Source organism: Ensifer sp. GW101-20A05, assembly GCF_059424735.1.
The window spans coordinates 495,044-519,065 of record NZ_JBWKZT010000004.1 but is presented as its reverse complement, the minus strand read 5'-3'; the positions used below and the strand labels follow the sequence as shown (position 1 = coordinate 519,065).

Sequence of the window (24,022 nt, the reverse complement as noted above, 5' to 3'; positions counted from 1 at the left end):
GATGTTGCAGCGCAATATACTGGCACGGGAGGAATGGAATAAGGAATTGAACCATGACTGCCCGCTTTCGTCCGATCCACAGCAGCTTTGAGACGCTCCGCCACACCGGCGCTGCTTACCGGACGCCGTTCAACCGCTTCGGCACGGCAGCCAACGAGCAGATGACCGCGATCGGCCTTGCCCGGACCACCCGTCCGGCGCAGATTTTCGCCGATTTCATTCAGCGCTGATCCCCACGCGATACGCTTGACCGCGTATCGCGTGCACAAGTCGCCATTATCGGCCGACGACGAAGAAAGGAACGCAACCATGACCAAGCCCATCGTTAGCCTCAAGGTCCTGTTCGATTCGATCTCCGACATCGGTACTGCCGTGCGTGCCTCGCGCGAATACACCATTCTCAGCACCAAGAAGGATGCACGCCGCGCCCATCGCGTGGCCGTGAGCCCGTTGCTGCCGAACTGATCGCTGCCGGCAAAGAGGCCTACCGCCTTTTTGCCATCGCCTGTCGCAATCGACAGCGCCCGAAAAACTGGATAGAGCCACACTCGCTTTGACCTTGGAGTGTCGGGCTCGTCCGGTATCCGCCAGACCGTCCTCGCTCCACCTGCGCTTGCCTGCCGTCGCCATCGATGGAGGGGCGCCTTGTTTTCAGGAGCGCCGATGCTGGCCAACCTCGCTTCCGTCTTCAGCCTGATGGTGTCGACCCTGCTCATGATGGTCGCCTTCGGCCTTCAGAGCTATGTCATCCCGGTGCGCTCCGTCGCAGAGAACTGGTCGACGCTGACGGTTTCGATCATCGCCACCGGCTACACGGTCGGCTTCACGCTATCCTGCATCGTCACGCCGAAATTCGTGTTGCGCGTCGGCCATGTGCGCGTCTTCACGGCGCTGATCACGCTGCTTTCCATCGCAATCCTGCTTTGCGGCCTCATCGTCGACTGGCGCGCCTGGATCGCGTTTCGCGCCATATCGGGCTTTGCGATTTCCGGAAGCTACCTCGTCATCGAAAGCTGGCTCAACGAACGCGTCACCAACGAAAACCGCGGCCTGCTGTTTTCGCTCTACCTGATCACGACGATGGTCGGCACGATCGGCGGACAATATATGGTGCCGCTCGGCGACCCAACGAACACATCCCTGTTCATGCTCTGCGCCGTGCTGTTTTCGCTCGCCCTGCTGCCGACGGCCCTCTCCTCCTCGCCGATGCCCGCACCGCCCGCGCAGGCCAAGTTCGACATCCCGACGCTCTTCCGCCGCTCGCCGGTCGCCGTCGTCGGCGGCTTTCTCGCCGGTGCGCTCTCCGGCGCCTGGCTCAATCTCGGCGGCGTCTTCACCCAGAAGATCGGTCTTTCCACCGCCGAAGGTGCGACCCTGCTCGCCTCGCTTTTGACCGGCAGCGCGATCTCGCAGATCCCCATCGGCCGCCTCTCCGACAAGATCGACCGGCGCATCGTCATGATCGGCTGCGGCGTCGTCGGCGTCGTCTCCTGCCTGGTGATGTCGGCCGCAATCGGCAGTTCGCCGACCGTTCTCTACGCCATCGCCGCCCTCGTCGGTTCGGTACTGTTTCCGATCTATGCGCTCAACGTCGCGCATGCGAACGACCTCGCCAAACCCAACGAGTATGTCGAGACATCGTCCGGCCTGATGATCACCTATGGGCTCGGCACGATCTCCGGCCCTCTGATGGTCGGGCCGGTCATGGATCGCTTCGGCCCGGCGGCGCTGTTCCTCGTTCTCGCTGTCTATTTCGCCCTCTATGGCGGCTACGCCGCCTGGCGCATCCTGCAGCGCGAGCAGCACAAGGGCCTGGTCGCCAAGACCGATTTCCAGGCAACGAGCGTGATGCCGACACCCGGGCCTGATGTGACGAGCCCCATCGCCCAGCAGATGGCGCAAGAACCGCTAATCGATGACGACACGGTTCCTGCCTGGGATAAGCCGCGCTCATAAAGGCCACCGACAGAAGCGAACTCGCGCTTCGTCCTCAGCCCTGCGGCGTCACGTGCTTGCGGGCGCCCCTGCGCTCCAGCCCGAGCCGATGTTCGCGGAAGATGATGAAGATGCCGGCCCCGACGACGATGGCGGTGCCGATCAGCATGGTGGCCGTCGGAACATCGTCGAACAGAAAATAACCGATGATCAAGCCGAGCACGATCGACGTGTATTCGAACGGCGCGATCGTCGACATGTCGGCATGGCGGTAGCTCTCGGTCAAAAGGATCTGCGCGACGCCGCCGCAGAAGCCGGCGACCATCAGCAGCAGAAAGGCTTCGCGCGAGATCGACGGCCAGCCGAAGGGCAGCGTCGCCAGCGAGAAGACCGAGGCCGACAGCGAGAAATAGAGCACGATCGTATGGGTGCGCTCGTTCTTGACGAGTTTTCGCACCAGCACCATCGCCACCGCGCCGAGAGCCGCCGAAACCAGCACCGCTGCGGCGCCGAGCGCCTCCAGCGAGCCGAACCCGCCTTCGCGGAAAAGGGTCAACCGCGGCCAGGTGATGATCATCACGCCGACCAGCCCGATAACCACCGCCGACCAGCGATAAAGCCGCACCGTCTCGCCAAGGAAAAGTGCCGCGAAGGCGACGGCGATCAGCGGCATGGCGTAGCCGATGGCGATCGCTTCGGGCAGCGGCAGATGCACGAGGCCGTAGAAGCCGAAGCTCATTGCGAGAATGCCGACGAAGCCGCGGGCGATATGGCCGGTGAAATCCTCTGTCTTGAAAGCATCGCGCAACTGTCCGCGGAAGGCGAGATAGCCGAGAATGGGCACCATGGCGAAGGCCGAGCGGTAGAAGGTGATCTGGCCGGTGGCCATCTCGTTTCCGGCGGCCTTGATCAACGTCGACATGCAAACGAAAATGACGACGGAAAGGACCTTGAGCAGGATCCCCTTCATCGGGCTTTCGACTTCCGCATCCATTGAGGGCACTTTTCGAACAGCCTCCGCCGGCGATCAGCAGACACGAGGGCTGGTTTGGAGATTTTTAGGCGGAGAAACCGCCACAGGACTTCGTCACCTTAGCGACGCTCGGCAAGAAAGTCGGATCAAACTTCGTGATGAATGACGTTTTTTCTTGATCGATTGCCGTTCGGCAAAACGACGTCGGGCTTTTCTTTAGCTGCCGCGAAAAAAACCTTTCCAATTCATGTCTTGTTAGTCCCACTTCGGTACACGTCAATCCGATAAGGGAGCGGGAAGACCTTCGGGAAGCCATGCCTTTTCTGTCGAAAGTGCGGTCGCCGGCATCACAATCGTGTGGCATTATCCGACTTTTCGCCCCTTGGCCTTTTCACCATCACAGGCGCCCACTACAAATTCTCCAGTAGAACGGCGCAAGCGGGACTGACCATGCGGACAAATACTGGCCAGATCATTCATCTGGAAGACTATCGGCCGACCGACTTCGTTCTGGAGAGAGTGGATCTGACCTTCGAGCTAGACCCGAAGGAAACCAAGGTCGAAGCCCGATTGATCTTCCATCGTCGCGAAGGCGTCGACGCATCGGCGCCGCTGCTGCTCGATGGTGACGAGCTGAAGATGACCGGCCTGCTGCTGGACCAGGAAGAGCTCGCAACCGCCCTCTACGACGTTGCCGACGATACGCTGACCATCCGCGGCCTACCGGAAACCGCACCCTTCGAAATCACCATCACCACGCTGCTTTCGCCTGATACGAACACGCAACTGATGGGGCTTTACCGCACCAACGGCATCTACAGCACCCAGTGCGAGGCCGAAGGCTTCCGCCGCATCACCTATTTCCCCGATCGTCCGGATGTGCTTGCCGTCTACACGGTCAACATCATCGCCGACAAGGCGTCCGCTCCCCTCCTGCTGTCCAACGGCAACTATCTCGGCGGCGCCGACATGGGCGACGGCCGCCATTTCGCCGCCTGGTTCGACCCGCATCCGAAGCCGAGCTACCTCTTCGCGCTCGTCGCCGGCGATCTCGGCGTCGTCGAGGATACGTTCACGACGATGTCCGGCCGCGAAGTCGCGCTGAAGATCTATGTCGAGCACGGCAAGGAGCCACGCGCCTCCTACGCCATGGACGCGCTCAAGCGCTCGATGAAGTGGGACGAAGATGCCTTCGGCCGTGAATACGACCTCGACATCTTCATGATCGTCGCCGTCTCCGACTTCAACATGGGGGCGATGGAGAACAAGGGTCTCAACGTCTTCAACGACAAATACGTGCTCGCCGATCCGGAAACGGCGACCGATGCGGACTACGCCAATATCGAGGCGATCATCGCGCACGAATACTTCCACGACTGGACCGGCAACCGCATCACCTGCCGCGACTGGTTCCAACTGTGCCTCAAGGAAGGCCTGACGGTTTACCGCGACCACGAATTTTCCGCCGACATGCGCTCGCGTGCGGTCAAGCGCATTGCCGAGGTGCGGCACCTGAAGTCGGAGCAGTTTCCCGAGGACGCCGGCCCGCTGGCCCATCCGGTGCGGCCGACGAAGTATCGCGAAATCAACAACTTCTATACGACGACCGTCTACGAAAAGGGCTCGGAAGTCACCCGCATGATCGCGACGATCCTCGGCCGCGATCTGTTCAAGAAGGGCATGGACCTCTATTTCGACCGGCACGACGGCCAGGCCGTCACGATCGAAGATTTCGTCGCCTGCTTCGAAGCGGCAAGCGGCCGAGATCTCCGCCAATTCGCGCTCTGGTACCACCAGGCCGGAACGCCGCTGGTCACCGCTTCTGGCGCCTATGACGCGGCCAAGCAGACCTTCACCTTGTCGCTCGAGCAGACCGTGCCAGCGACGCCCGGACAGGGCGCCAAGGAGGCGATGCATATTCCGCTGCGCATGGGTCTGCTGCTTGAAGGCGGCAGCGAAGTCGACCTCTCCTCGGTCTCCGGCGCCGACTTGACCGGCGACGTCCTGCACCTCACGGAGCGCAAGCAGACGGTGGTTTTCTCCGGCATCCCGTCGCGCCCGGTGCCGTCGTTCAACCGCGGCTTCTCCGCGCCGATCAATCTGCATATCGAGCAGAGCGCCGAGGACCTCGCACTAATCGCGCATCACGAAAGCGACCTCTTCGCCCGCTGGCAGGCGCTCAACGCCATTGCGCTCAGCAACCTGGTCGAGGCCACGGCGAATGTCCGCGCCGGAAAGCCGGTCGTTTGCGACAAGGCGCTCATCGACGGCCTGATCCGCGCCGCCGCGGATGACACGCTGGAGCCCGCCTTCCGCTCGCAGGCGCTGGCGCTGCCGAGCGAATCCGATATCGCCCGCGAGATCGGCACGAACAACGATCCCGACGCGATCCACGCCGCACGTCAGCAGATCCTGGTGGCCGTTGCCGCTGCCGGACGCAACACCTTCCTCAAGTTGGCCGAAGACCTCGTTTCGTCAGGCGCGTTCAGCCCGGATGCTGCGAGTGCAGGCCGGCGGGCGCTGCGCAACAGCGCCCTCACCTACCTCGTCCAGGGCGATGAAGGGCCGGAGCGCGCCGCCAAGGCCTTTGCCGCCGCCAACAACATGACCGATCTCAGCCATGCGCTGGCGCTGCTCGCGCACCGCTTTCCGGATGCCGCCGAGACCTCGGAAGCGCTTGCGACGTTCCGCAAGCGTTTTGCCGACAACGCACTCGTCATCGACAAGTGGTTCGCCGTCCAGGCGACGATCCCCGGCGCCGCAACGCTCGATCGCGTCAAGGCGCTGATGGCCGAGCCCCTGTTCAATGGCAACAATCCCAACCGCGTGCGCTCGCTGGTGGGCACCTATGCCTTCGCCAACCCGACCGGCTTCAATCGCGCCGATGGTGAGGGCTACCGCTTCCTCGCGCGCCAGATCCTCGACATCGACCCGCGCAACCCGCAGCTTGCGGCCCGTATCCTCACCTCGATGCGTTCCTGGCGCTCGCTGGAGGACAAGCGCGCCGGTCATGCCCGCAAGGCCTTGAAGGAGATTGCCGGAGCGTCGAAACTTTCGGCCGACGTCGGCGACATCGTCGAGCGGATGCTCAAGGCCTGAGTCCTAGAGCATCCGGCTTCAAGTGGAATCACTGCTCTAGAATCAAAGTGCTAGAGCGTCCTTTGTGCGTTCATCTGAACGCACTGCGCTCTAGAACTCATTGATTTTGTTTAGGGCCGGGCCGCTCACGCGACCCGGCCTACTATTTCCCAATGATAAGAAATGGTTAACAAATCTTTACCAACGCCTCTGGACAAGGCGAATCGCCCTGTGATTCATTGAGTCAGATTCGGGCGAGCGGCGCGCCGAATCATCAGAGGGTTTTCAGATTGGGAAAGATGGCGGACGCGCGACAGGCGAGCGCAGCCGACGGGCGGTTGCGACTCAAGTTTCCGGGGCTTGCCGGCCGCCTGGAGCAGGAGTTTATCTCGCAGGCGAAGATCTTTGCCGGACCGACCTCGCGGCGTCTGGCGAGCGCGGAGCCCGTTCTCAAGCGTTCCATCCCGATCCTCATCATCGCATTCCTGATCATCGTCGCGGTCTCGCGCATGTCCAGCATCATGGACGAGCACGCCCGCATGGAAGAGAGTTCGCGCCAGACGGTCGGGCTCGCGGCCGCCATCGCGGTTGCGGCTTTCCAGACGGACGGTGCAGCCCTTTTTGACGAGGGCCGCCGCGCGGACGCGGAGCAACGTTTCAGCCAGTATCTGCCAACCGGCATGCTCGATCCCGGCACGTTCATCCTTGCGGTCCGCAAGGATGGCCGGATCTTCGCCAGCACCCAGGAAGGCGGGCCGCTCATCGGCCGGACGCTGGCGGCGGTCGCGCCGGATATCGCGACGTTGCAGTATTTCGGCGAACATTCCAGCGTCATGAAGACACCGATCGTCGGTGTCGACCATATCGTAGCACTGGCGCAATTGCCCGATGCGGCCGGGGTGGTGCTGGCCGCGACGCCGATCACCCAGCTAGAAACGACCTGGCGCGACGAGGTGTCACTCAACGTTACGCTCTTTGCGGGCATTTCGGCGATTCTGCTGATGGTGCTTTACGCCTACTACATTCAGGCCAAGCGGGCCCGCGACGCGGATTCGGTCTTTGTCGAATCCAACCTGCGTGTCGAGACGGCGCTGTCACGTGGCCGTTGCGGCCTCTGGGATTTCGACCTTGCCAACCGTCGGCTGTTCTGGTCGCGGTCGATGTACGAGATGCTCGGCATGCCCGGCGAGAGCAGCGTGCTCTCCTTCGGCGACGCCGCGCGGCTGATGCATCCCGATGATCGCGGCATCTACGGCGTGGCACGCACCATCGCGCGCGGCGACGCGCGCCAGATCGACCAGGTTTTCCGCATGCGACATGCGGATGGCCACTATGTGTGGCTACGCGCCCGCGCGGAAATCATCCGTACCGTTTCCGGGCGGGCGCATCTGATCGGCATCGCCATGGACGTCACCGAGCAGCACCGGCTTGCCCAGCGCTATGCCGAAGCGGACCAGAGGCTCGCCGACGCGATCGAATGTACGTCTGAGGCCTTCGTCCTCTGGGACAAGCATGACCGCCTGGTCATGTGCAACACCCACTTCCAGGAAGCCTACAAGCTGCCGGATCACGTGCTTGTTCCGGGCACCGAACGCATTGCCGTGCAAACCGCGGCAGCACGCCCCGTGGTCGAACGGCGCATCGCCGATCCTGACCGTAGCAACCAGTCGCAGACGAGCGAGGTTCAACTTGCCGACGAACGCTGGCTGCAGATCAACGAGCGGCGCACGCGCGACGGCGGCCTCGTTTCCGTCGGCACCGACATCACGCTTCTGAAACGCCACCAGGTGCGCCTGCGCGAATCCGAGCGGCGTCTGATGGCGACGATCGGCGACCTTTCGGCGTCACGCATGACGCTGGAGCGGCAGAAGACCGAGCTTTCGGTCGCCAACTCCAATTACCAGGCGGAAAAGGAACGCGCCGAAGCGGCGAACCGCGCCAAGTCGGAATTCCTGGCGAACATGTCGCATGAACTGCGCACGCCGCTCAACGCCATCCTCGGCTTCTCGGAGATCCTGCAGAACCAGATGTTCGGGCCGCTCGGCTCGGAGAAATACAACGAATACTCGCGTGACATCCACGAGAGCGGCAAGCACCTCTTGAACGTCATCAACGACATCCTGGACATGTCGAAGATCGAGGCCGGGCACATGCGCATCAGCCGCGAGAGGATCGATCTGGCGCCGTTGATTGAAGAGACGCTGCGCTTCACGACAATCCCGGCGGAGCAGAAGAACATCCGTGTGGTGCAACAGATCTCGTCGGGCCTCACCATGGTCGCCGATCGACGCGCCATGAAGCAGGTGCTGCTCAACCTGCTTTCGAACGCCGTCAAGTTCACCAACAATGGCGGGCGCATTTCGCTTCGAGCGCGCAAGGTGACCGGCGCCGTGACACTGACGATCGCCGATTCCGGCATCGGCATTCCGCGCGACGCCCTTCAGAAGATCGGCCAGCCTTTCGAACAGGTGCAGAGCCAATACGCCAAGAGCAAGGGCGGATCGGGCCTCGGGCTCGCGATCTCGCGCTCACTCACCCGCCTGCACGGCGGCAGCATGAAAATACACTCGACGGAAAACGTCGGCACCATCATCTCGGTTAGAATCCCCGACCGCGCCTGAAGCGGGATCAGGAGAAGTGCGAACGGTTTCCGCTCGCATCCCGCTCAGCATATTGATCGCGATGATTTAACGCGTCAGTGAACGACGCTCAGCCTGAAACCACCGATTGGAAAACGCGCCGCACCGCCTTCGACAGGCGGCGGATGTCTGCCTCCAAGGTTTTCAGGTCCGGATAGTCCCCTGCCCGGCAGACGAGATCGATCAGCCCGGCCGGCGCCTCCTTCGGCTCGAACTCTCCCTCAATGCACAGCCGCACGATCTGCGACAACTCGGTAAAGAGATGCAGCGCCTCCAGGGCGACATCGAGATCGTTTGGGTTCATCAAGGCGTCGCCGAGCAGCTTCAGCGCATCGCCGGTATTGGTGCCGGCAGTCAGCGGCTGAACGCCATTCGCCGGCGCGACGAGCGCCAGGTACTGGCTGATAAATTCGATATCGACGAGACCGCCCGGGATCAGCTTGAAATCCCAAATGTCGCTCGGCGGCTTCTCACTATCGATCATCTCGCGCATGGAGATCACGTCGGCACTCACCTTGGCAACATCGCGCTTGCGGCCGAGGATTTCGGCGAAGATCGCATTGGCCTCAGCAATCAGTTTGTCGTCGCCACAGATGCAGCGCGCCCGGGTCAGAGCCAGATGCTCCCAGGTCCAGGCCTCTTCGCGCTGGTATTTGGCAAAGGCGTTGATCCTGGTCGCGACCGGCCCCTTGTTGCCGGAAGGGCGAAGCCGCATGTCGACCTCGTAAAGAATGCCTTCGGCGGTCGGCGCGGAAAGTGCCGCGATCAGGCGCTGCGTCACCCTCGTGAAATAGCGCGTCGGGTCGAGCGGCTTGGTGCCGTCGGACTCGGTTGCCGCCTCATCGTAGTCATAGAGCAGGATCAGGTCGACGTCCGAGCCCGCGGTCAGCTCGTGGCTGCCGAGCTTTCCCATACCGACAACGGCGATGCGGCCGCCGGGGAAATCGCCGTGCACGGAGCGGACTTCGTCCTGCACCGCCTTCACCGCCGCGGCGATGATCAGGTCGGCGAGATCGGTAAAGGCGCGGCCCGCCTGGGCACCCGATATGGCGCCGGTCAAAAGCCGGATGCCGATCAGGAAGCGCTGCTCGGCAGCGATGATGCGCAGGCGGTCGAGCACCTCCTCATAGTGCCGCGCGCCGCCGACGAAATTGGCGATGCGCGGCGCGAGGTAGTCCCGGGTCGGCAGTTCGGCGAGCAGGCCCGGATCGAGCATGCCGTCGAAAACATGGGGACGCGCGGCGATGATTTCGGCAAGCCGCGGCGCCGACGACATGACGTTGACGATCAGTGACAGTAGGCCCGGATTGTTGCCGAGCAGCGAAAAGAGCTGGATGCCCGCCGGCAGGCCGGAAATGAAATTATCGAACCGCAGCAACGCTTCGTCGGCCCGGCGGCTTTCGCCGAAGACGCGCAGAAGCTCCGGCGTCAGCTCGGTCAGCCGTTCGCGCGCTTCCACCGATTGCGTCGCACGGTAGCGGCCGTAATGCCAGGTGCGGATCGTATGGGAGATGTCCGACGGCCGCTGGAAGCCGAGCTTTCGCAATGTCTCCAGCGTATCGGGGTCGTCGCGCTGGCCAGTGAAGACGAGGTTGCCGGTCTCGGTCGAGAGCTTGGCCTCCTGCTCGAAAAGCTGGGCATAGCGGCGCTCGACGGTTTTCAGCACGCGCGACAGCGCCTTGGAGAAAGCGGCCGTGTCCTCGAAGCCGAGCATATAGGCGATACGCTTCAGCTCTGCCTCGGTCTCGGGCAGGACATGGGTCTGCTCGTCGCGCACCATCTGGATCCGGTGCTCCACATCACGCAGGAACCAATAGGCCTCGACAAGTTCGTCGGCTGTCTCCTCGTCGATCCAGCCGGCCTTGACGAGGACCCGCAGCATCGGCTCGGTCGCCCGCTGGCGCAGCTCCGGCATGCGGCCGCCGGCGATCAACTGCTGCGTCTGCACGAAGAACTCGATCTCGCGGATGCCGCCACGGCCAAGCTTGATGTTGTGCCCCTTGACCGCGATCTCGCCATGCCCCTTGTGCGCATGGATCTGCCGCTTGATCGAATGAATGTCGGCGATCGCCGCATAGTCGAGATACTTGCGGAAGACGAAGGGGACCAACTCGCGCAGGAAGCGCTCGCCGCCCTCGATATCACCGGCCACCGGCCGCGCCTTGATGAAGGCGGCCCGTTCCCAGTTCTGCCCCCTGCTCTCGTAATAGAGCATCGCCGCTTCGACCGGGATCGCGAGCGGCGTCGAGCCCGGGTCCGGCCGCAGGCGCAGGTCGGTTCGGAAAACATAGCCGTCGCCGCTGCGCTCCTGCAGGATGCGGATCAGGCGGCGCAGCAGGCGGCCGAAGGTTTCCGAGGCATCATCGCGATCGACGATGATGCCGGATTGCGGATCGTAGAAGACGACGAGGTCGATGTCGGAGGAGTAGTTGAGCTCGAAGGCGCCGAGCTTGCCCATGCCGAGCACGACGACGCCGGAACCGACACTCGGGTAGGCGACGTCCTTGACGATCAGCTTGCCGCTCTCGTGCGCGCTCAGCAGCAGGTGATCTATCGTCGCCGACACGGCAGCACCGGCAAATTCGCTGAGCCAGCGCGTGGTTTCGCGGCCGTCGAAATGCCGGGAGAGGTCAGCAAGCGCCACGGCGAAGGCAAGCTCGCGTTTGGCTCTCCGCAGCCGCGCCATGATCTCCGTGTCGGGCAAAGCAGCGCCACCCTCGTTCGGCTTCCAGGCGTCGCGGGCGCGCCGCACCCGTTCTGTCAGGAAGGTCGTAAGATCAGTGGACAGAAGTTCTTCGAGAATGGCCGGGCGGCTGGCACCGGTGTCGCGCAGGAAGGGCGACAGCGCAAAGGCCGAGACGACGAATGTCTTGAACGGGCTCTCCGAAGCGAGCAGGCTTGCTATCTGGTCATGACCCTTGGCCATGTCCTTCAGCACCGAGAGCGCCGCCTTGGCGTCGGCCTGGGTTGCAGGACGGATCGGCGCCGTCTCGATCTCCCAGCACTGCTGCACCTGTTCCTGCATGCCCTCTCCCCTTGACTGGAACGGGACGCCGCCAGCAGGTCGCACTCGCGTCCGCATCCCGTTCTCACTCTCCGGGAACCGGTCTATCAGGTTGCCGCCATCGGGAAAACCATTTGCACGGTCAGACCCTTGCCACCGTCGCCGGCCGCGGGCTCGGTATCGGCAAGACGCAGCGAGCCATGATGCGTCTCCATGACCGCCTCCACCAGCGACAGGCCGAGGCCCGTGCCCGGCTTGGACCGGCTCTCATCCAGGCGAACGAAGCGCTTCACCACCTCGTCATGCATTGCTGCAGGTATGCCAGGGCCATGATCGGCGACAGACAGCAGCACATACCCATCGCGCTTTTCCAGCGAGACCTTGATCAGCGGATTGTCCGCACCGTCAGCATATTTGATGGCGTTGTCGATCAGGTTGCCGAGGGCCTGTCCGATCAGTTCGCGGTTGCCCGATATCCCGACGTTCTTGATAACCTCGGCTTCGAGTTTCAAGCCGACATCCTCTGCAACGGGCTCGTACAATTCGACGCAATCGGAAACGATCTCAGAAAGGTCGACCTCGCTCATCTCGGCCGCGGACGAGCCGGCCTCGACCCGCGAAATCATCAGGAGCGCATTAAAGGTCCGGATCAGTTGATCGGACTCGCCAATGATCTCCTCGAGCGCGCCGCGCTGGCTGGTTCCCTTGAGGGCAAGTGCGGCTTCCGCCTTGTTGCGCAGGCGCGTCAGCGGTGTCTTCAAGTCATGGGCGATGTTATCGGAGACCTGGCGCAGACCTTCGTTCAACTTCTCGATGCGGCCAAGCATGGCATTCAGCGATTCCGACAACCGGTCGAATTCGTCGCCGGAGCCGCTCATCGGCAGGCGCTGCGAGAGATCGCCGGCCATGATCTTGGTGCTCGCCTCCGACATGCGGTCGATCCGCTTCAGGGCATTGCGACCGATGCCGAACCAGATGACGAGCGCGCCGAGCCCCATGACGCCGAGCGCCACCATCAGCGCCTGACGCACTAGCGCGCGAAACTTCTGCGGCTCCTGCAGATCGCGACCGACGAGAATGCGCAGACCATTGTCGAGCACCAGCACGTGGGCGAGCGCCACATGGCTGTCCTTCTTCGTCTCGTCCGTATAGCGCTGATAGGCGAAGGGACGTTCGGTCCAGCCTTCGCTATCAAGCAGTCCCGGTTCGAGGCTTGCGACGTTGCCGGCAAGAATCTCGCCGCTCGGCCCGGCAATGACATAGAGATTTGCGCCCGGCTGACGCGCGCGGCGTTCAAGCGAGCGCAGAAGACCGTTCATGCCGGCGCGATTGTAGACCTGCTCGATCTGCGCCACTTCCGCGGTCACGGCATCGCGGGTCTGCTGCTGCAGCAACCGCTCCGACATGCCGGTGACATAGAAGACGAGGAAGGCCGCACAGAGCGAAAAGAGGATGAGGTAGAGGGCGGAAAGCCGAACCGCGGTCGTTCTGAAGAGAACGCGAAGCTTGCTCATGCGGGGGCCCGGTCATCCTTGATCATGTAGCCGGCGCCGCGCACGGTGCGCAGCAGAGGTACATCGAAGTCCTTCTCGATCTTCGAGCGCAGCCGCGAGACATGCACGTCGATGACGTTGGTCTGCGGGTCGAAATGATAGTCCCAGACGTTTTCCAGCAGCATGGTGCGGGTGACGACCTGGCCGGCGTTCTTCATGAGATATTCGAGCAAGCGAAACTCACGCGGCTGCAGCGGGATCTCCTTGCCCTGGCGGCGCACGGAATGCGACAGACGGTCGAGTTCGAGATCGCCGACGCGGTAGACCATGTCCTGCTCGGGCGTTCCCTTGCGGCGGCCGAGCACCTCGACACGCGCCAGCAGCTCGTTGAAGGCATAGGGCTTTGGGAGATAATCGTCGCCGCCGGCCCGCAGACCCGTGACACGGTCGTCGACCTGCCCGAGCGCGGAGAGGATCAGCACCGGCGTGTGGATATCCTTGCGCCTGAGCTCGGTGATCACAGACAGGCCATCGCGGCGCGGCAGCATGCGATCGACCACGAGAACATCGTAGCTGTTCTCGCTGGCCATGAAGAGGCCGCTCTCGCCGTCGCTGGCGTGATCGGAAACGATGCCTGCTTCACGGAAGGCTTTCGCCAGATAGGCTGCCGCCTCGAGATCGTCTTCAATGATGAGAATCTTCATACGCGCGACCATAGTCCCGGACCCCTATCTGTCTCAACCGGTTTCGGCTTTCCGACAACCGGCCAGACAACCGGATTGGCGAATGCCCTCGATCGCGGAAGCATCGGTCGGATGGACCCAAAATCATCGTGATCGATTTTCGTAAGTGAGAGCGGGATGCGGGTGGAAAACCGCACACACCTTCTTCATCCCGCTCCAAACGGCGAGCGCCGCGAAATCACTTGGAAATCGCGGCGCTCCGGTCAATCATTTGACTGCCGCGATCAGCCCTGATCGATCGGAAGGGCCACGAAGCGGCTACCGTTCTCGGCCTCTATCTGGAAGAGCGCCTTGCTGCGGCCGTCCTTCTTGGCAGCGTTGATGACCTTGAGGATATCGTCGGCAGACTTCACCTCCTGATTGTTCACGGAGACGATCTTCTCGCCCGTCTTCAGGCCACGGTCGCTGGCATCAGAGTCCTCATCGACCGAGGCGATGGTGACGCCCTTGCCGTCGTCGGACGGCACGACGGTGACACCGAGGTCAGCCAGCGCCTGTTCGCTCGAAGGCTGTGTTTCTTCGGACTGGTCGTCCTGGCTCTTGGCTGCTTCCTTGTCATCCTTCGGCAGGGTACCGATTTCCAGCTTCACGCTTTCGGACTTGCCGTTGCGCCACAGCGCGAGGTCGACGGTCGTGCCCGGGCGGATTGCGGCCACCTTGCGGGCAAGATCACGCGGATCCTTGACCGTGTCGCCATTCAGAGCGGTGACAACATCGCCCTTCTTGATGCCAGCCTTTTCACCGGGAGAGCCGGCCTGCGGCTCGACGACGAGCGCGCCGCTTGCCTCAGCCAGGCCGAGCGATTCGGCGATGTCCTTGGTCACCGGCTGGATCTGCACGCCCAGCCAGCCGCGGGAAACCGAACCATCCTTGATCAGGTCGGCGACGACGTCCTTGGCGGTAGCTGCGGGGATAGCAAAGGCGATACCGACGTTGCCGCCCGACGGCGAGAAGATTGCGGTGTTGATGCCGACCACTTCACCGGAGAGATTGAAGGTCGGGCCGCCCGAGTTGCCGCGGTTCACGGCCGCGTCGACCTGCAGGTAGTCGTCATAGGGGCCGGAGCCGATGTCGCGGCCACGGGCCGAGATGATGCCCGAGGTCACGGTGCCGCCGAGGCCGAACGGATTGCCGACAGCGACGACCCAATCGCCGACGCGGACCTTGCTGTCGTCAGCCCAGCTGACATAGGTGAACTTGCGCTTGTCGTCGACCTTGAGCACGGCGAGGTCGGTACGGCTGTCCTTGCCGATCAGCTTGGCATCAAGTTCGGTGCCGTCATTGAGGATGACGGTGAAGGCCGCGCCGTCGGAAACGACGTGGTTGTTGGTGACCAGGTAGCCGTCTTCGGAGATGAAGAAGCCCGAACCCTGGGACGTCGGACGCAGGCGACCTTCGCCATGCGGGCCACGGCGACCCGGGCCACCGCGCTCGGCACGGTCATCGCCGCGCGGGCCGAATTCCTTGAAGAAGCGCTTCAGCGGGTGATCATCCGGCAGGTCGTCGAAGCCGCGACCGTTGAAATCGAAGGTGAAGTTGTTGCCCTCTTCGGAAACCGGATTGACGCGCGACTGGACGCGGACCGAAACGACGGCCGGCGAAACCGCCTCGACGACATTGGCAAAGCTCGGCACCGACGGTGCTTCCACCTTCACCGCTTCCGCAAAGGACTGGGAGACGCGCGCCGGCAGGCCGGAGGTCAGCATGACGGCGGCAAGGCCGGCAACCGTCGAGGCCTTCAGAACGGTCTTGAGGGAGGGACGCAGGGATTTGGTCGTAATCATCCGTTTTGCCTTTTCTCTTCCTGATGCGGCCTCAGCGGCTGCATCGAAACCTGGTTGCGATGTCCGCCTTCAGGGAGAGGCGGGCTCGTTTGGCTGACTGGAAGTCTAGCCGATGACGAAAGATGTAACGGATGGGACCTTACTGAGTTCTGTCCGGAAAATGAATTTTTGGTAATGTTCGGCGACAGCGAAGAGGGACACTGCTCAAGCCCGTTCCAAAGCGTGGGCCATCACAAATGGCTCCGCTCTCCAACCGGAGAGATCCCCAACGGTTTCAACATGTTGGCCTGGAGACGAGGAGCGCGAAGCGGCAAATTGCGCCACGTCGCTTTTGACAGACGTCAGGGCTGAAGCAGCTTCTTCAGCTTTTCCTTTTCATCCTCGGAAAGCGGCGTTCCCTTTGCCTGGGCGCCGCGCCGGCGGGCCGCAATGACAAGGGTGATCGCCCCGACGAGCAGCAGGGTCGCGGGCATGCCCCACAGGATCAGCGTCTTTGTCTCGAAGCGCGGCTTCAGCAGCACGAATTCGCCGTAACGGGACACGACATAATCGATCACCGCTTCATCGCTGTCGCCATTGGCCAGGCGCTCGCGCACAAGCACCCGCAGGTCCTTGGCGAGCTCCGCATTGGAATCGTCGATCGACTGGTTCTGGCAGACCATGCAGCGGAGCTCGGCCGAGATCGCCCGCGCCCGCGCTTCCAGCGCGGGATCGGCGAGCACTTCGTCCGGATTGACCGCGAGGGCCGAGCCAACAGGCGAGAGGAGCAGCAGAAGCGCCAGCAGCAGACGGGTCATTCGGCAGCTCCCACTGGTACTGTCTTCGGCCGCTTCGCCCGGGCCGGCGCGCCGACGCGCAGGCGACGGTCGCTCAAGGACACGAAACCACCGGCTATCATGAACAGGGTCCCGCCCCAGATGCAGAGGATCATCGGCTTCCACCAGATGCGCACGACGATACCGCCTTCGCTGATCTGGTCACCGAGCGAAACATAGAGCTGGCTGAGGCCGAAGGTGCGGATGCCGGCCTCCGTCGTCGGCATGCGGCGCGCCTGATAAAGACGCTTCGACGACCAGACTTCGGACACGGCAGCGCCGCCGCGGCTGATGGTAAAGTGACCGGATTCTTCGGTGTAGTTCGGGCCGCTGCCATTGCGCATGCCATCGAAGCGCATGGTGTAGCCACCGGCATCGACCGTCATGCCGGGCTTCATCTCGACCACGGTCTCGGTTTCGAACGCCGTGACGGCGACGATGCCGATCAGGGTGACGCCGAGACCGATATGGGCAAGCGCCGTGCCGAAGGCGGAGCGCGGCAGGCCGGTGAAGCGCCGCCAGGCAACGTTGCCCGCGACCTTGCCGAGACCGGAGCGCAACGCGAGATCCGTCAGGGAACCGGCGATCAGATAGACGCCAAGAGCGATGCCGAAGACCGCCAGGACCGGGCCGCCATTCATTGCGTAATAGTAGCCAGTACCGAAGACGAGACCGATCGCAACCGCAGCGAAGAGCCGCTGGGCGACGCCGACGAGGTCACCGCGCTTCCAGGCGAGCAATGGTCCGAACGGCACGGCGAAGAGCAGCGGCAGCATCAAGAGACCGAAGGTCATGTTGAAGAACGGCGGACCGACGGAGATCTTGTCGCCGGTGAGCGCCTCCAGCACCAGCGGATAAAGCGTGCCGGTCAAAACCGTTGCGGTCGCCGTCGTCAGGATCAGGTTGTTGAAGACCAGCGCGCCCTCGCGCGAAATCGGCGCGAAGATGCCGCCGGCTTTCAGGTGCGAGGCGCGCAAGGCGAAGAGTGTGAAGGCGCCGCCGATGAAGAAGACGAGGATGGCGAGAATGAAGATGCCGCGGGTCGGATCCGTGGCGAAGGCATGAACCGAGGTCAGCACGCCTGAACGCACGAGGAAGGTGCCGAGCAGCGACAGCGAGAAGGTCATGATCGCGAGCAGCACGGTCCAGATCTTCAGCGCTTCGCGCTTCTCCATGACCAGGGCCGAATGCAGCAGCGCCGTGCCCGCGAGCCAGGGCATGAAGGACGCGTTTTCCACCGGGTCCCAGAACCACCAGCCGCCCCAGCCAAGCTCGTAGTAGGCCCAGTAGGAGCCCATGGAAATGCCGGCAGTAAGGAACGTCCAAGCGGCAAGCGTCCACGGGCGCACCCAGCGCGCCCAGGCGGCATCGATGCGGCCCTCGATCAATGCCGCGATCGCGAAGGAGAAGCAGACGGAGAAGCCGACATAACCGAGGTAGAGCAGCGGCGGATGAATGGCGAGGCCGACATCCTGGAGGATCGGGTTCAGGTCCTTGCCTTCACCCGGCGCCGGGATCAACCGCGCAAACGGATTGGACGTCAGCAAAATGAAGAGCGCAAAGGCCATCGCGATCCAGGCCTGGACCGCAAGCACATTCGCCTTCAGCGTTTCCGGCAGGTTGCGCCCGAAGGCTGCGACCAGTGCCGAGAAGAACGTCAGGATCAGCAGCCACAGCAGCATCGATCCCTCGTGGTTCCCCCACACACCCGAGATCTTGTAGATCAGCGGCTTCAGGGAATGGGAGTTTTCCCAGACGTTGCGAACCGAGAAGTCCGAGGTCACATAGGCGAAGGTGAGCACAACGAAAGCGAAAGCGACCAGCAGAAAACAGGCGACCGCTGCGCTTGACGCCAGTTCCATCAAGCCGCGATCGTTCAGCCGTGCTCCGAGGATCGGCAAAGCGGCCTGGATGACCGCGGTCGCCAATGCCAGGACCAGCGCGTAGTGTCCGAGCTCGATGATCATTTAATGGTTTCCTTCCCGCTGAGCTCAACGCCCTGGGCCTTCAAGCGGTCGGCGACGTCCTTCGGCATATAGGTCTCGTCATGCTTGGCGAGAACCGTATCCGCCACGAAGACGGAACTCCCTTGAACGAAGGCTCCCTCCGTCACCACGCCCTGCCCTTCGCGGAACAGGTCGGGCAGGATGCCCGTGTAGGTTACCGGCACGCCGGCAAGCGTATCGGTGACGGTAAAGGTGACCGTCTTGCTGTCGCCGCGTTTCACCGACCCCCCTTCAACCACACCGCCGAGGCGGATGCGCGTACCCGGAGAGACGTTCGCCTTGGCGAGATCGCTCGGCACGTAGAAATAGGCGATCGCCTGGCTGAAGGCGAACATGACAAGAAAGGCTGCGAGAACCAGGAAGCCGACGCCGCCGCCGATGATCGCCAGTCTTTTTTGTTTGCGCGTCATTGCGTCACTCCATCGGTCGCAATCCCGAGTTCACGAGCAAGCGTCAGGAGCTGTTTGCCCCCGTCGCCATCGGCCGGGAAGGTCTTCAGGCCCTCCTTTAGCGCTGCCGCGGCCTTGTCTCGTTGATCAAGGACAACATGGGAGCGGATCAGTCGCGCCCAGCCTTCGAGGTTATCTGGATTTTCCTTGAGGCGGCTTTCGAGGCTTTCGACCATGCCGCGGATCATTTCCTGACGATCGCCGGAGCTCATGCTCTCGGCGGCAGCGACATCCTCGGCGTTCGGATTGCCAGGTGCGGCAGCGCTGCTGGTGCCGGCGCCCGTCAGCTCTGCCACATGCTGCTTGACCAGCGGCAGCCATGGCGCGTCCGCAGGCGACGTCGCGACCAGCCTGTTGAAGGCAGTCAGCGCCTCCTCCTTCTTGCCTTCCTGCTTGAGACCGAGGGCAAGGTAGAATTCCGAGCGCGGATCATTGGGGTCGAGCGTCAGTGCCTGCCGGAGCGCCTCCTGCGCCTTCGTCGTCACGAGGCCGTCGGATTGCACAACGAGCGCCTCCGCGTATCCGCCGAGACGCGCCGGCGTCGGCCCCAGCAAGCGGATCGCCCGGTCATAGGCGTCAACCGCTTCCTCAATGCGGCCGTTGCGCATGTAGATCGGTGCGAGCAGATCCCAACCGGCGCCGTCGTTCGGGTTCACCGCAAGGTGGTTTTCTGCCTTGGCGATCAGGACATTGATGTCGCCGTTGGGATCGGCAAGACGAGCGGCAAGCGGCTGCGCCGGCACGCCCGGGCTGCCGGTCAGCAAATAAAGACAGAGCCCAACCGCGGGAAGACAGAGGAGCACGAATACCTGGGCCAGACGATTGGCCCCGCGCCGCGGCGAAACGGCCGTCGCCACAGCGCGATCGCTGTCGCCGGCTGCCAGCAGTCGGCGCGCCACTTCGGCGCGCGCAAGCTCGGCATCGTCGCTGCCGATCAGACCGCTGTCCTGATCGCGCTTCAGTTCGTCGAGCTGGTCGCGATAGACCTCGATGTCATGGCTGTGGGGAGACGATGGGGCTTCCCCTGCCCGCATCAGCGGGAGGATCAGCACGGCGGCGACGGCCGCCGTCAAAGTGGCGACGAGGATCCAGAACAACATGGACGCTCAATACTATGAGGCCCATGCCATTCCAACTCGAAAACCCGTCATGACGGAGATTTGAGGCGTTTCGCCGCAACGGCCGGCCAAGCCCGTCCCTGACAACGCTCGGACGCCTCAGAGAAGCTGCGCTCAGGTCAGCGGCGTCCAGCTGCCGTCGGGATTGCGGCACGCGGCACCCCGGGCCGTCTTCGCCTGGGTCTTGACCGTGACGGTATGGCTGTACTGGCGGCAATTCTGCGATCCGACCTGATAGGGAGCGGCCGCAACGACGGAGCCGCTGACGCCGCGTCCGTTCCAGGTCACAGGCTGGCCACCCGGTGCCGCCTCGAGTGCGCGATACTCCGCCTCAAGCGCCCGCTGGCGGTCGGACGTACCGATATCGAGATCGGCAAGGCGACCGATCACGCCGCCCTGAAGCGCAGCGATGTAGGTTGTCGAGGAGACAGCGCGGGTCGCGGTCGAACCGAGGCCAGCGACAGCACCCTTGCCGCCCGAGGTGGAGCCGCAACCGGCAAGAGCCACGGCCGACGCGATCACCACGATCCTACCGCCAACGACAAAAGTCCGTGTCATTTCTGCCTGGTTCCTCATGATCCGCGACACTCAATCATCCCTATCCGAAGCCGCATTCAAGAACCCCATGCATTCGGGTCAAATGACGACTTGTCCTTGATTTTCTTTTGGCATTCCCCGCCTGCCGAGGCAACGGCGCGCCCTGCCGATGTGACATTTTCGAGCACGGGTGTGACACCTAGATCACGAAACCGCGCACGCCCTTCCTCATCTTGCACTAGGCCGCGGCCGGCAACAGGAGCTGCGCGCGCAAGCCCCCTTCGTCCCGTCGCGACAGCGTAATGGTGCCTTGATACTCCCGCACGATCTCGCTGACGATCGAAAGCCCGAGCCCGGTTCCAGGCTTGCTTTCGTCAAGCCGCTTGCCGCGCTTCATCGCCAGCGCAATCTGGTCGGGATTGAGCCCCGGGCCGTCATCATCGATGTCGAGCACGATCCACTGCCTCCCGGGTTCCTTCGCATGCAGCTCGACCGGCGCCGGCCGCACGTTCAGCCACACCTCGCCACGGGCGTGGCGGGCGGCATTTTCAAGCAGGTTGCCAACGGTTTCCTCGACGTCCTGCAATTCCATCGCGAGCACCAGTGCCGGCGGATTGATCGACAGATGGACCTGCTTTTCCGGGTTGAGCTTGCGCATCACCCGAACCAGGCGTTCGAGCGCCGGCTGCGCCTCGGTCCTCGCCAGGACGGATTCACGCTGCGCCGCGATCCGCGCGCGGCTGAGATAGGACTGAACCTGCATCTGCATCGCATCGACCTGGTTGCGCACCAGTTCGCCATGCGACGCATCCAGCACGCGGGCCTCGTTGAGGAGCACGGCGATCGGGGTCTTCAAGGAATGCGCGAGGTTGCCGACCTGCATGCGCGCACGCTCGACGATGCGGCGGTTGCTGTCGATCAGCGCGTTGACTTCGTTGGCCAGCGGCTGGATTTCGCGTGGGAAGGCTCCATCGAGCCTCTCGCTTTCGCCGGTGCGGATCTTCTCCAGCGAGCGACGGACCTGATCGAGCGGACGCAGGCCGAAGAGGATGGTCAGCGCGTTCATCCCGAGACCGCCAAGACCGAAGATGGAGAGCGCGATGGTCAGGTTTCGGGTGAAGCGATTGATGTCGGCTTCGAGGACATCACGGTTGCCGGCCACGCGAAAACGCGCGGTGTGGCCTTGAATGTCGAGCACGACCTCTGTCTCGGAAACCTCGACCTCGTTACCGAACGGATCCTTGGTGGTGTAGAACCGGACGTAGCCGGTGTCGAACGGAACCTCATCGACGCTGGCGATCGGCAGCTTGCCGTTGCCGAGTGACGTCGAGATCAAGGGCGGTGTGTCGAATTCGCCGATCGGATCGACGATCCAGTACCAGCCGGTCTGCGGCTGCGAAAAGCGGAGATCGCCAAGCTGCGGGCTCCCAGCGAGGACCGTCTTCTCGTTGACCGAAATCGAATTGACGACATTGAAAAGCTGCGCTCGCAAAAGGTCCTTGAAGCCGCGCTCTGAGCCCTGCCGATAGAGTTCGGAAATGACCACGCCGATCACGACCAGAGCGACGACCGCCCAGACGGTGGAAACCGCCAATACGCGGGCTGTGAGCGATCTAATTGCCATTGCCCGGCGCTTGCATTCGGTATCCGAGACCGCGCACCGTTTCGATCAGGTCGTTGCCGATCTTCTTGCGCAGCCGGCCGATGAACACTTCGATCGTATTGGAATCGCGGTCAAAATCTTGATCGTACATATGCTCGACCAGTTCCGTGCGCGAAACGACCTGGCCCATGTGGTGCATGAGATAGGAAAGCAGTCGGAACTCGTGCGACGTCAGCTTGAGGGCCACGCCATCGACGGTTGCCTTGGAACCCTTGGTGTCGAGGCGCACCGGGCCGCAGACGATCTCCGAGCTCGCATGGCCGGCAGCACGGCGGATCAGGGCGCGAATGCGGGCGAGAACCTCTTCGACATGAAAGGGCTTGGCGACATAGTCGTCGGCGCCGGCATCGATGCCCGCGACCTTGTCGCTCCAGCGATCGCGCGCCGTCAGGATCAGCACCGGCATGGTCTTGCCATCGCCGCGCCACTTCTCCAGAACCGTGATGCCATCCATCTCCGGCAGGCCGATATCGAGGATCACGGCATCGTAGGGCTCGGCATCGCCGAGATAGTGCCCCTCCTCGCCGTCATAGGCCTGATCGACGACATAGCCGGCCTCCTTCAGCACTTCGGCGAGCTGCCGGTTCAGGTTGGCGTCGTCCTCGACAATCAGAATGCGCATTCGCCTCTACTTCCTCTCGCGGCCATCCCCGCTGCTTGTTTCGCTAAATCCTAGCCGATTTAAGGACAGAAACATGCAGGCATTCAAAGCACTGCAGCGACCTTTTCGCATCGGACAAGACGCACGGTACTGCAGGGATCGCTTACATCGGCACCTTGACGGTCACCTTTTTCGGTCGCCCACCGTTACCGGGAACGAGCACCGTGATCACGCACTGGCCATCGGACGTCGGTTGTGCCGACAACAACTCGCCGCCGGTGTCGGCGACCACCTGTGCAGCGGCCGCGCTGCAATCGCCGGCCACACGGACGACATTATCCGACGGCACGTTGATCGCAGGCGGGCTGAAGCCCGCGAGGCCTGCAGCAAGCGCGGCTATGATCACTGGTGAAGACATGAACGCACTTTCGACTTGGGAAGCATCATGGCAGAAGCAATAACCGAATGAGGCTGAATGGCAAATGAATGTCGGCCTTCCGAGCCACCAGGAACCCATTGGAAAACCCACAGACTCAACTGGAATTCCGACCCTAGATTGCAGCGATTCCATCCCTGACGGAACCCGGGCCAAGGCCCTCGTTCGGCAAGCGATAGCCACTTCATGCGACAGTTTCATCTGCGCGGCTGCTGGGAGAACAGAGCTTGAAGCTCACCGGCCTTGGTCGTGGCAGCCTTTTGTTAAGTATGTTTCGCTAGACTTCAGACGTCGTCATAGGCTCGCGCGTCGCGATGGCCAGGGCATCCGCCATAGCCCGAACACTGAGACAGCACATCAAGCAGGAAGCGATTCCCGATTCATTTGAATCCCTTGGCGGCGATCGTTCGAAAACTGAGTCAACACCCTGCGAGGTTGAGTCAAGTCGATCGCAGCCCGATTCCGGCAGCCAGGCTAAGCCACTGACACCCTTCGATTTCATAGCGATGGTTTTCGCCCCCTAGCGCGCAAGCGTGCCGACGTTCGGCACATCCTATTCGTGCCTGAATACGTGAAGCTTGGCGTTCGCGTACAAAGAATAGACGTTCGCAAAATTACTTCAAAAGAACAGCCAATTTAGTCGCATCTGAACTACCACATCTGTGAATTGACGGACGGCTGTGGATCAACGAAAAATTAATCGATTTAAATATTTTTCAATCGTTTAAATGATTTAAGCCACTGATTT

General features: G+C 62.6%; 18 protein-coding genes. 5 read left to right on the top strand and 13 right to left on the bottom strand.

The window, feature by feature from the left end:
* The first annotated feature begins 53 nt into the window (after nt 1-53).
* From AC070A_RS14390 to AC070A_RS14380, 3 genes are all read left to right on the top strand, one after another.
* Nucleotides 54-230 carry a hypothetical protein gene (locus AC070A_RS14390; RefSeq protein ID WP_089043882.1) on the top strand — a complete coding sequence of 59 codons (177 nt, stop codon included), beginning with the start codon at nt 54-56 and terminating at the stop codon, nt 228-230.
* 79 nt (nt 231-309) lie between these two features.
* Nucleotides 310-465, top strand: a complete 156-nt coding sequence (locus AC070A_RS14385; RefSeq protein WP_093232127.1) for a hypothetical protein — start codon at nt 310-312, stop codon at nt 463-465.
* A gap of 198 nt (nt 466-663) precedes the next feature.
* Nucleotides 664-1,956, top strand: a complete 1,293-nt coding sequence (locus AC070A_RS14380) for an MFS transporter (RefSeq protein WP_058320289.1) — start codon at nt 664-666, stop codon at nt 1,954-1,956.
* A gap of 34 nt (nt 1,957-1,990) precedes the next feature.
* Here AC070A_RS14380 and AC070A_RS14375 read toward each other — a convergent pair whose 3' ends face one another.
* The gene (locus AC070A_RS14375; protein WP_057250367.1) at nt 1,991-2,929 is read right to left on the bottom strand and encodes a DMT family transporter; all 939 of its coding nucleotides are present in this window, start codon (nt 2,927-2,929) and stop codon (nt 1,991-1,993) included.
* Nucleotides 2,930-3,358: 429 nt separating this feature from the next.
* On the opposite strand from AC070A_RS14375, the gene pepN reads away from it, so the two are divergent.
* On the top strand, nt 3,359-6,007 hold the full coding sequence (gene pepN, locus AC070A_RS14370) for an aminopeptidase N (RefSeq protein WP_492384506.1): 2,649 nt from the start codon (nt 3,359-3,361) through the stop codon (nt 6,005-6,007).
* Between the two features lie 269 nt (nt 6,008-6,276).
* Nucleotides 6,277-8,607, top strand: a complete 2,331-nt coding sequence (locus tag AC070A_RS14365) for a PAS domain-containing sensor histidine kinase (RefSeq protein ID WP_057250371.1) — start codon at nt 6,277-6,279, stop codon at nt 8,605-8,607.
* An 88-nt stretch (nt 8,608-8,695) separates the two neighbouring features.
* On the opposite strand, the gene AC070A_RS14360 is transcribed toward AC070A_RS14365, so the two are convergent.
* The 12 genes from AC070A_RS14360 to feuN form a co-directional block, all read right to left on the bottom strand.
* The gene (locus tag AC070A_RS14360) at nt 8,696-11,650 is read right to left on the bottom strand and encodes a bifunctional [glutamine synthetase] adenylyltransferase/[glutamine synthetase]-adenylyl-L-tyrosine phosphorylase (RefSeq protein WP_058325579.1); all 2,955 of its coding nucleotides are present in this window, start codon (nt 11,648-11,650) and stop codon (nt 8,696-8,698) included.
* Nucleotides 11,651-11,736: 86 nt separating this feature from the next.
* Complete coding sequence (locus AC070A_RS14355; protein ID WP_113736847.1) at nt 11,737-13,143, bottom strand: sensor histidine kinase; 1,407 nt, start codon at nt 13,141-13,143, stop codon at nt 11,737-11,739.
* Nucleotides 13,140-13,838: a response regulator transcription factor gene (locus tag AC070A_RS14350; protein ID WP_057250377.1), complete on the bottom strand. Its 699-nt coding sequence runs from the start codon at nt 13,836-13,838 to the stop codon at nt 13,140-13,142. Before AC070A_RS14350 ends, AC070A_RS14355 begins: the two co-directional genes overlap by 4 nt.
* Nucleotides 13,839-14,089: 251 nt before the next feature.
* Complete coding sequence (locus AC070A_RS14345; RefSeq protein WP_057250379.1) at nt 14,090-15,649, bottom strand: Do family serine endopeptidase; 1,560 nt, start codon at nt 15,647-15,649, stop codon at nt 14,090-14,092.
* Nucleotides 15,650-15,990: 341 nt separating this feature from the next.
* A complete protein-coding gene (locus AC070A_RS14340; protein ID WP_057250381.1) occupies nt 15,991-16,446 on the bottom strand; it encodes a cytochrome c-type biogenesis protein in 456 nt (151 codons plus the stop codon).
* Nucleotides 16,443-18,431, bottom strand: coding sequence for a heme lyase CcmF/NrfE family subunit (locus AC070A_RS14335; protein WP_113736846.1), 1,989 nt, complete (start codon nt 18,429-18,431; stop codon nt 16,443-16,445). The genes AC070A_RS14340 and AC070A_RS14335 overlap by 4 nt, the downstream gene beginning before the upstream one ends.
* Nucleotides 18,428-18,880 (bottom strand): cytochrome c maturation protein CcmE, encoded by a 453-nt coding sequence (ccmE, locus tag AC070A_RS14330; protein ID WP_057250386.1) that lies wholly within the window; start codon nt 18,878-18,880, stop codon nt 18,428-18,430. Before ccmE ends, AC070A_RS14335 begins: the two co-directional genes overlap by 4 nt.
* Nucleotides 18,877-20,019, bottom strand: a complete 1,143-nt coding sequence (gene ccmI, locus AC070A_RS14325; protein WP_057250388.1) for a c-type cytochrome biogenesis protein CcmI — start codon at nt 20,017-20,019, stop codon at nt 18,877-18,879. The genes ccmE and ccmI overlap by 4 nt, the downstream gene beginning before the upstream one ends.
* Before the next feature lie 132 nt (nt 20,020-20,151).
* Nucleotides 20,152-20,595 (bottom strand): RT0821/Lpp0805 family surface protein, encoded by a 444-nt coding sequence (locus AC070A_RS14320; RefSeq protein WP_057250390.1) that lies wholly within the window; start codon nt 20,593-20,595, stop codon nt 20,152-20,154.
* A gap of 217 nt (nt 20,596-20,812) precedes the next feature.
* Complete coding sequence (locus AC070A_RS14315) at nt 20,813-22,198, bottom strand: ATP-binding protein (protein ID WP_113736845.1); 1,386 nt, start codon at nt 22,196-22,198, stop codon at nt 20,813-20,815.
* Complete coding sequence (gene feuP, locus AC070A_RS14310) at nt 22,188-22,859, bottom strand: two-component system response regulator FeuP (RefSeq protein ID WP_034789361.1); 672 nt, start codon at nt 22,857-22,859, stop codon at nt 22,188-22,190. Before feuP ends, AC070A_RS14315 begins: the two co-directional genes overlap by 11 nt.
* A gap of 142 nt (nt 22,860-23,001) precedes the next feature.
* Nucleotides 23,002-23,256, bottom strand: coding sequence for a two-component system FeuPQ modulator FeuN (feuN, locus tag AC070A_RS14305; RefSeq protein ID WP_057250394.1), 255 nt, complete (start codon nt 23,254-23,256; stop codon nt 23,002-23,004).
* Nucleotides 23,257-24,022 lie beyond the last annotated feature (766 nt).

Bases quoted from the DNA above. Each gene is read 5' to 3' on its own strand.
- AC070A_RS14390 (WP_089043882.1), top strand. From the start codon at position 54: ATGACTGCCCGCTTTCGTCCGATCCACAGCAGCTTTGAGACGCTCCGC.
- AC070A_RS14385 (WP_093232127.1), top strand. From the start codon at position 310: ATGACCAAGCCCATCGTTAGCCTCAAGGTCCTGTTCGATTCGATCTCC.
- AC070A_RS14380 (WP_058320289.1), top strand. From the start codon at position 664: ATGCTGGCCAACCTCGCTTCCGTCTTCAGCCTGATGGTGTCGACCCTG.
- AC070A_RS14375 (WP_057250367.1), bottom strand. From the start codon at position 2,929: ATGGATGCGGAAGTCGAAAGCCCGATGAAGGGGATCCTGCTCAAGGTC.
- pepN (WP_492384506.1), top strand. From the start codon at position 3,359: ATGCGGACAAATACTGGCCAGATCATTCATCTGGAAGACTATCGGCCG.
- AC070A_RS14360 (WP_058325579.1), bottom strand. From the start codon at position 11,650: ATGCAGGAACAGGTGCAGCAGTGCTGGGAGATCGAGACGGCGCCGATC.
- AC070A_RS14355 (WP_113736847.1), bottom strand. From the start codon at position 13,143: ATGAGCAAGCTTCGCGTTCTCTTCAGAACGACCGCGGTTCGGCTTTCC.
- AC070A_RS14350 (WP_057250377.1), bottom strand. From the start codon at position 13,838: ATGGTCGCGCGTATGAAGATTCTCATCATTGAAGACGATCTCGAGGCG.
- AC070A_RS14345 (WP_057250379.1), bottom strand. From the start codon at position 15,649: ATGATTACGACCAAATCCCTGCGTCCCTCCCTCAAGACCGTTCTGAAG.
- AC070A_RS14340 (WP_057250381.1), bottom strand. From the start codon at position 16,446: ATGACCCGTCTGCTGCTGGCGCTTCTGCTGCTCCTCTCGCCTGTTGGC.
- AC070A_RS14335 (WP_113736846.1), bottom strand. From the start codon at position 18,431: ATGATCATCGAGCTCGGACACTACGCGCTGGTCCTGGCATTGGCGACC.
- ccmE (WP_057250386.1), bottom strand. From the start codon at position 18,880: ATGACGCGCAAACAAAAAAGACTGGCGATCATCGGCGGCGGCGTCGGC.
- ccmI (WP_057250388.1), bottom strand. From the start codon at position 20,019: ATGTTGTTCTGGATCCTCGTCGCCACTTTGACGGCGGCCGTCGCCGCC.
- AC070A_RS14320 (WP_057250390.1), bottom strand. From the start codon at position 20,595: ATGACACGGACTTTTGTCGTTGGCGGTAGGATCGTGGTGATCGCGTCG.
- AC070A_RS14315 (WP_113736845.1), bottom strand. From the start codon at position 22,198: ATGGCAATTAGATCGCTCACAGCCCGCGTATTGGCGGTTTCCACCGTC.
- feuP (WP_034789361.1), bottom strand. From the start codon at position 22,859: ATGCGCATTCTGATTGTCGAGGACGACGCCAACCTGAACCGGCAGCTC.
- feuN (WP_057250394.1), bottom strand. From the start codon at position 23,256: ATGTCTTCACCAGTGATCATAGCCGCGCTTGCTGCAGGCCTCGCGGGC.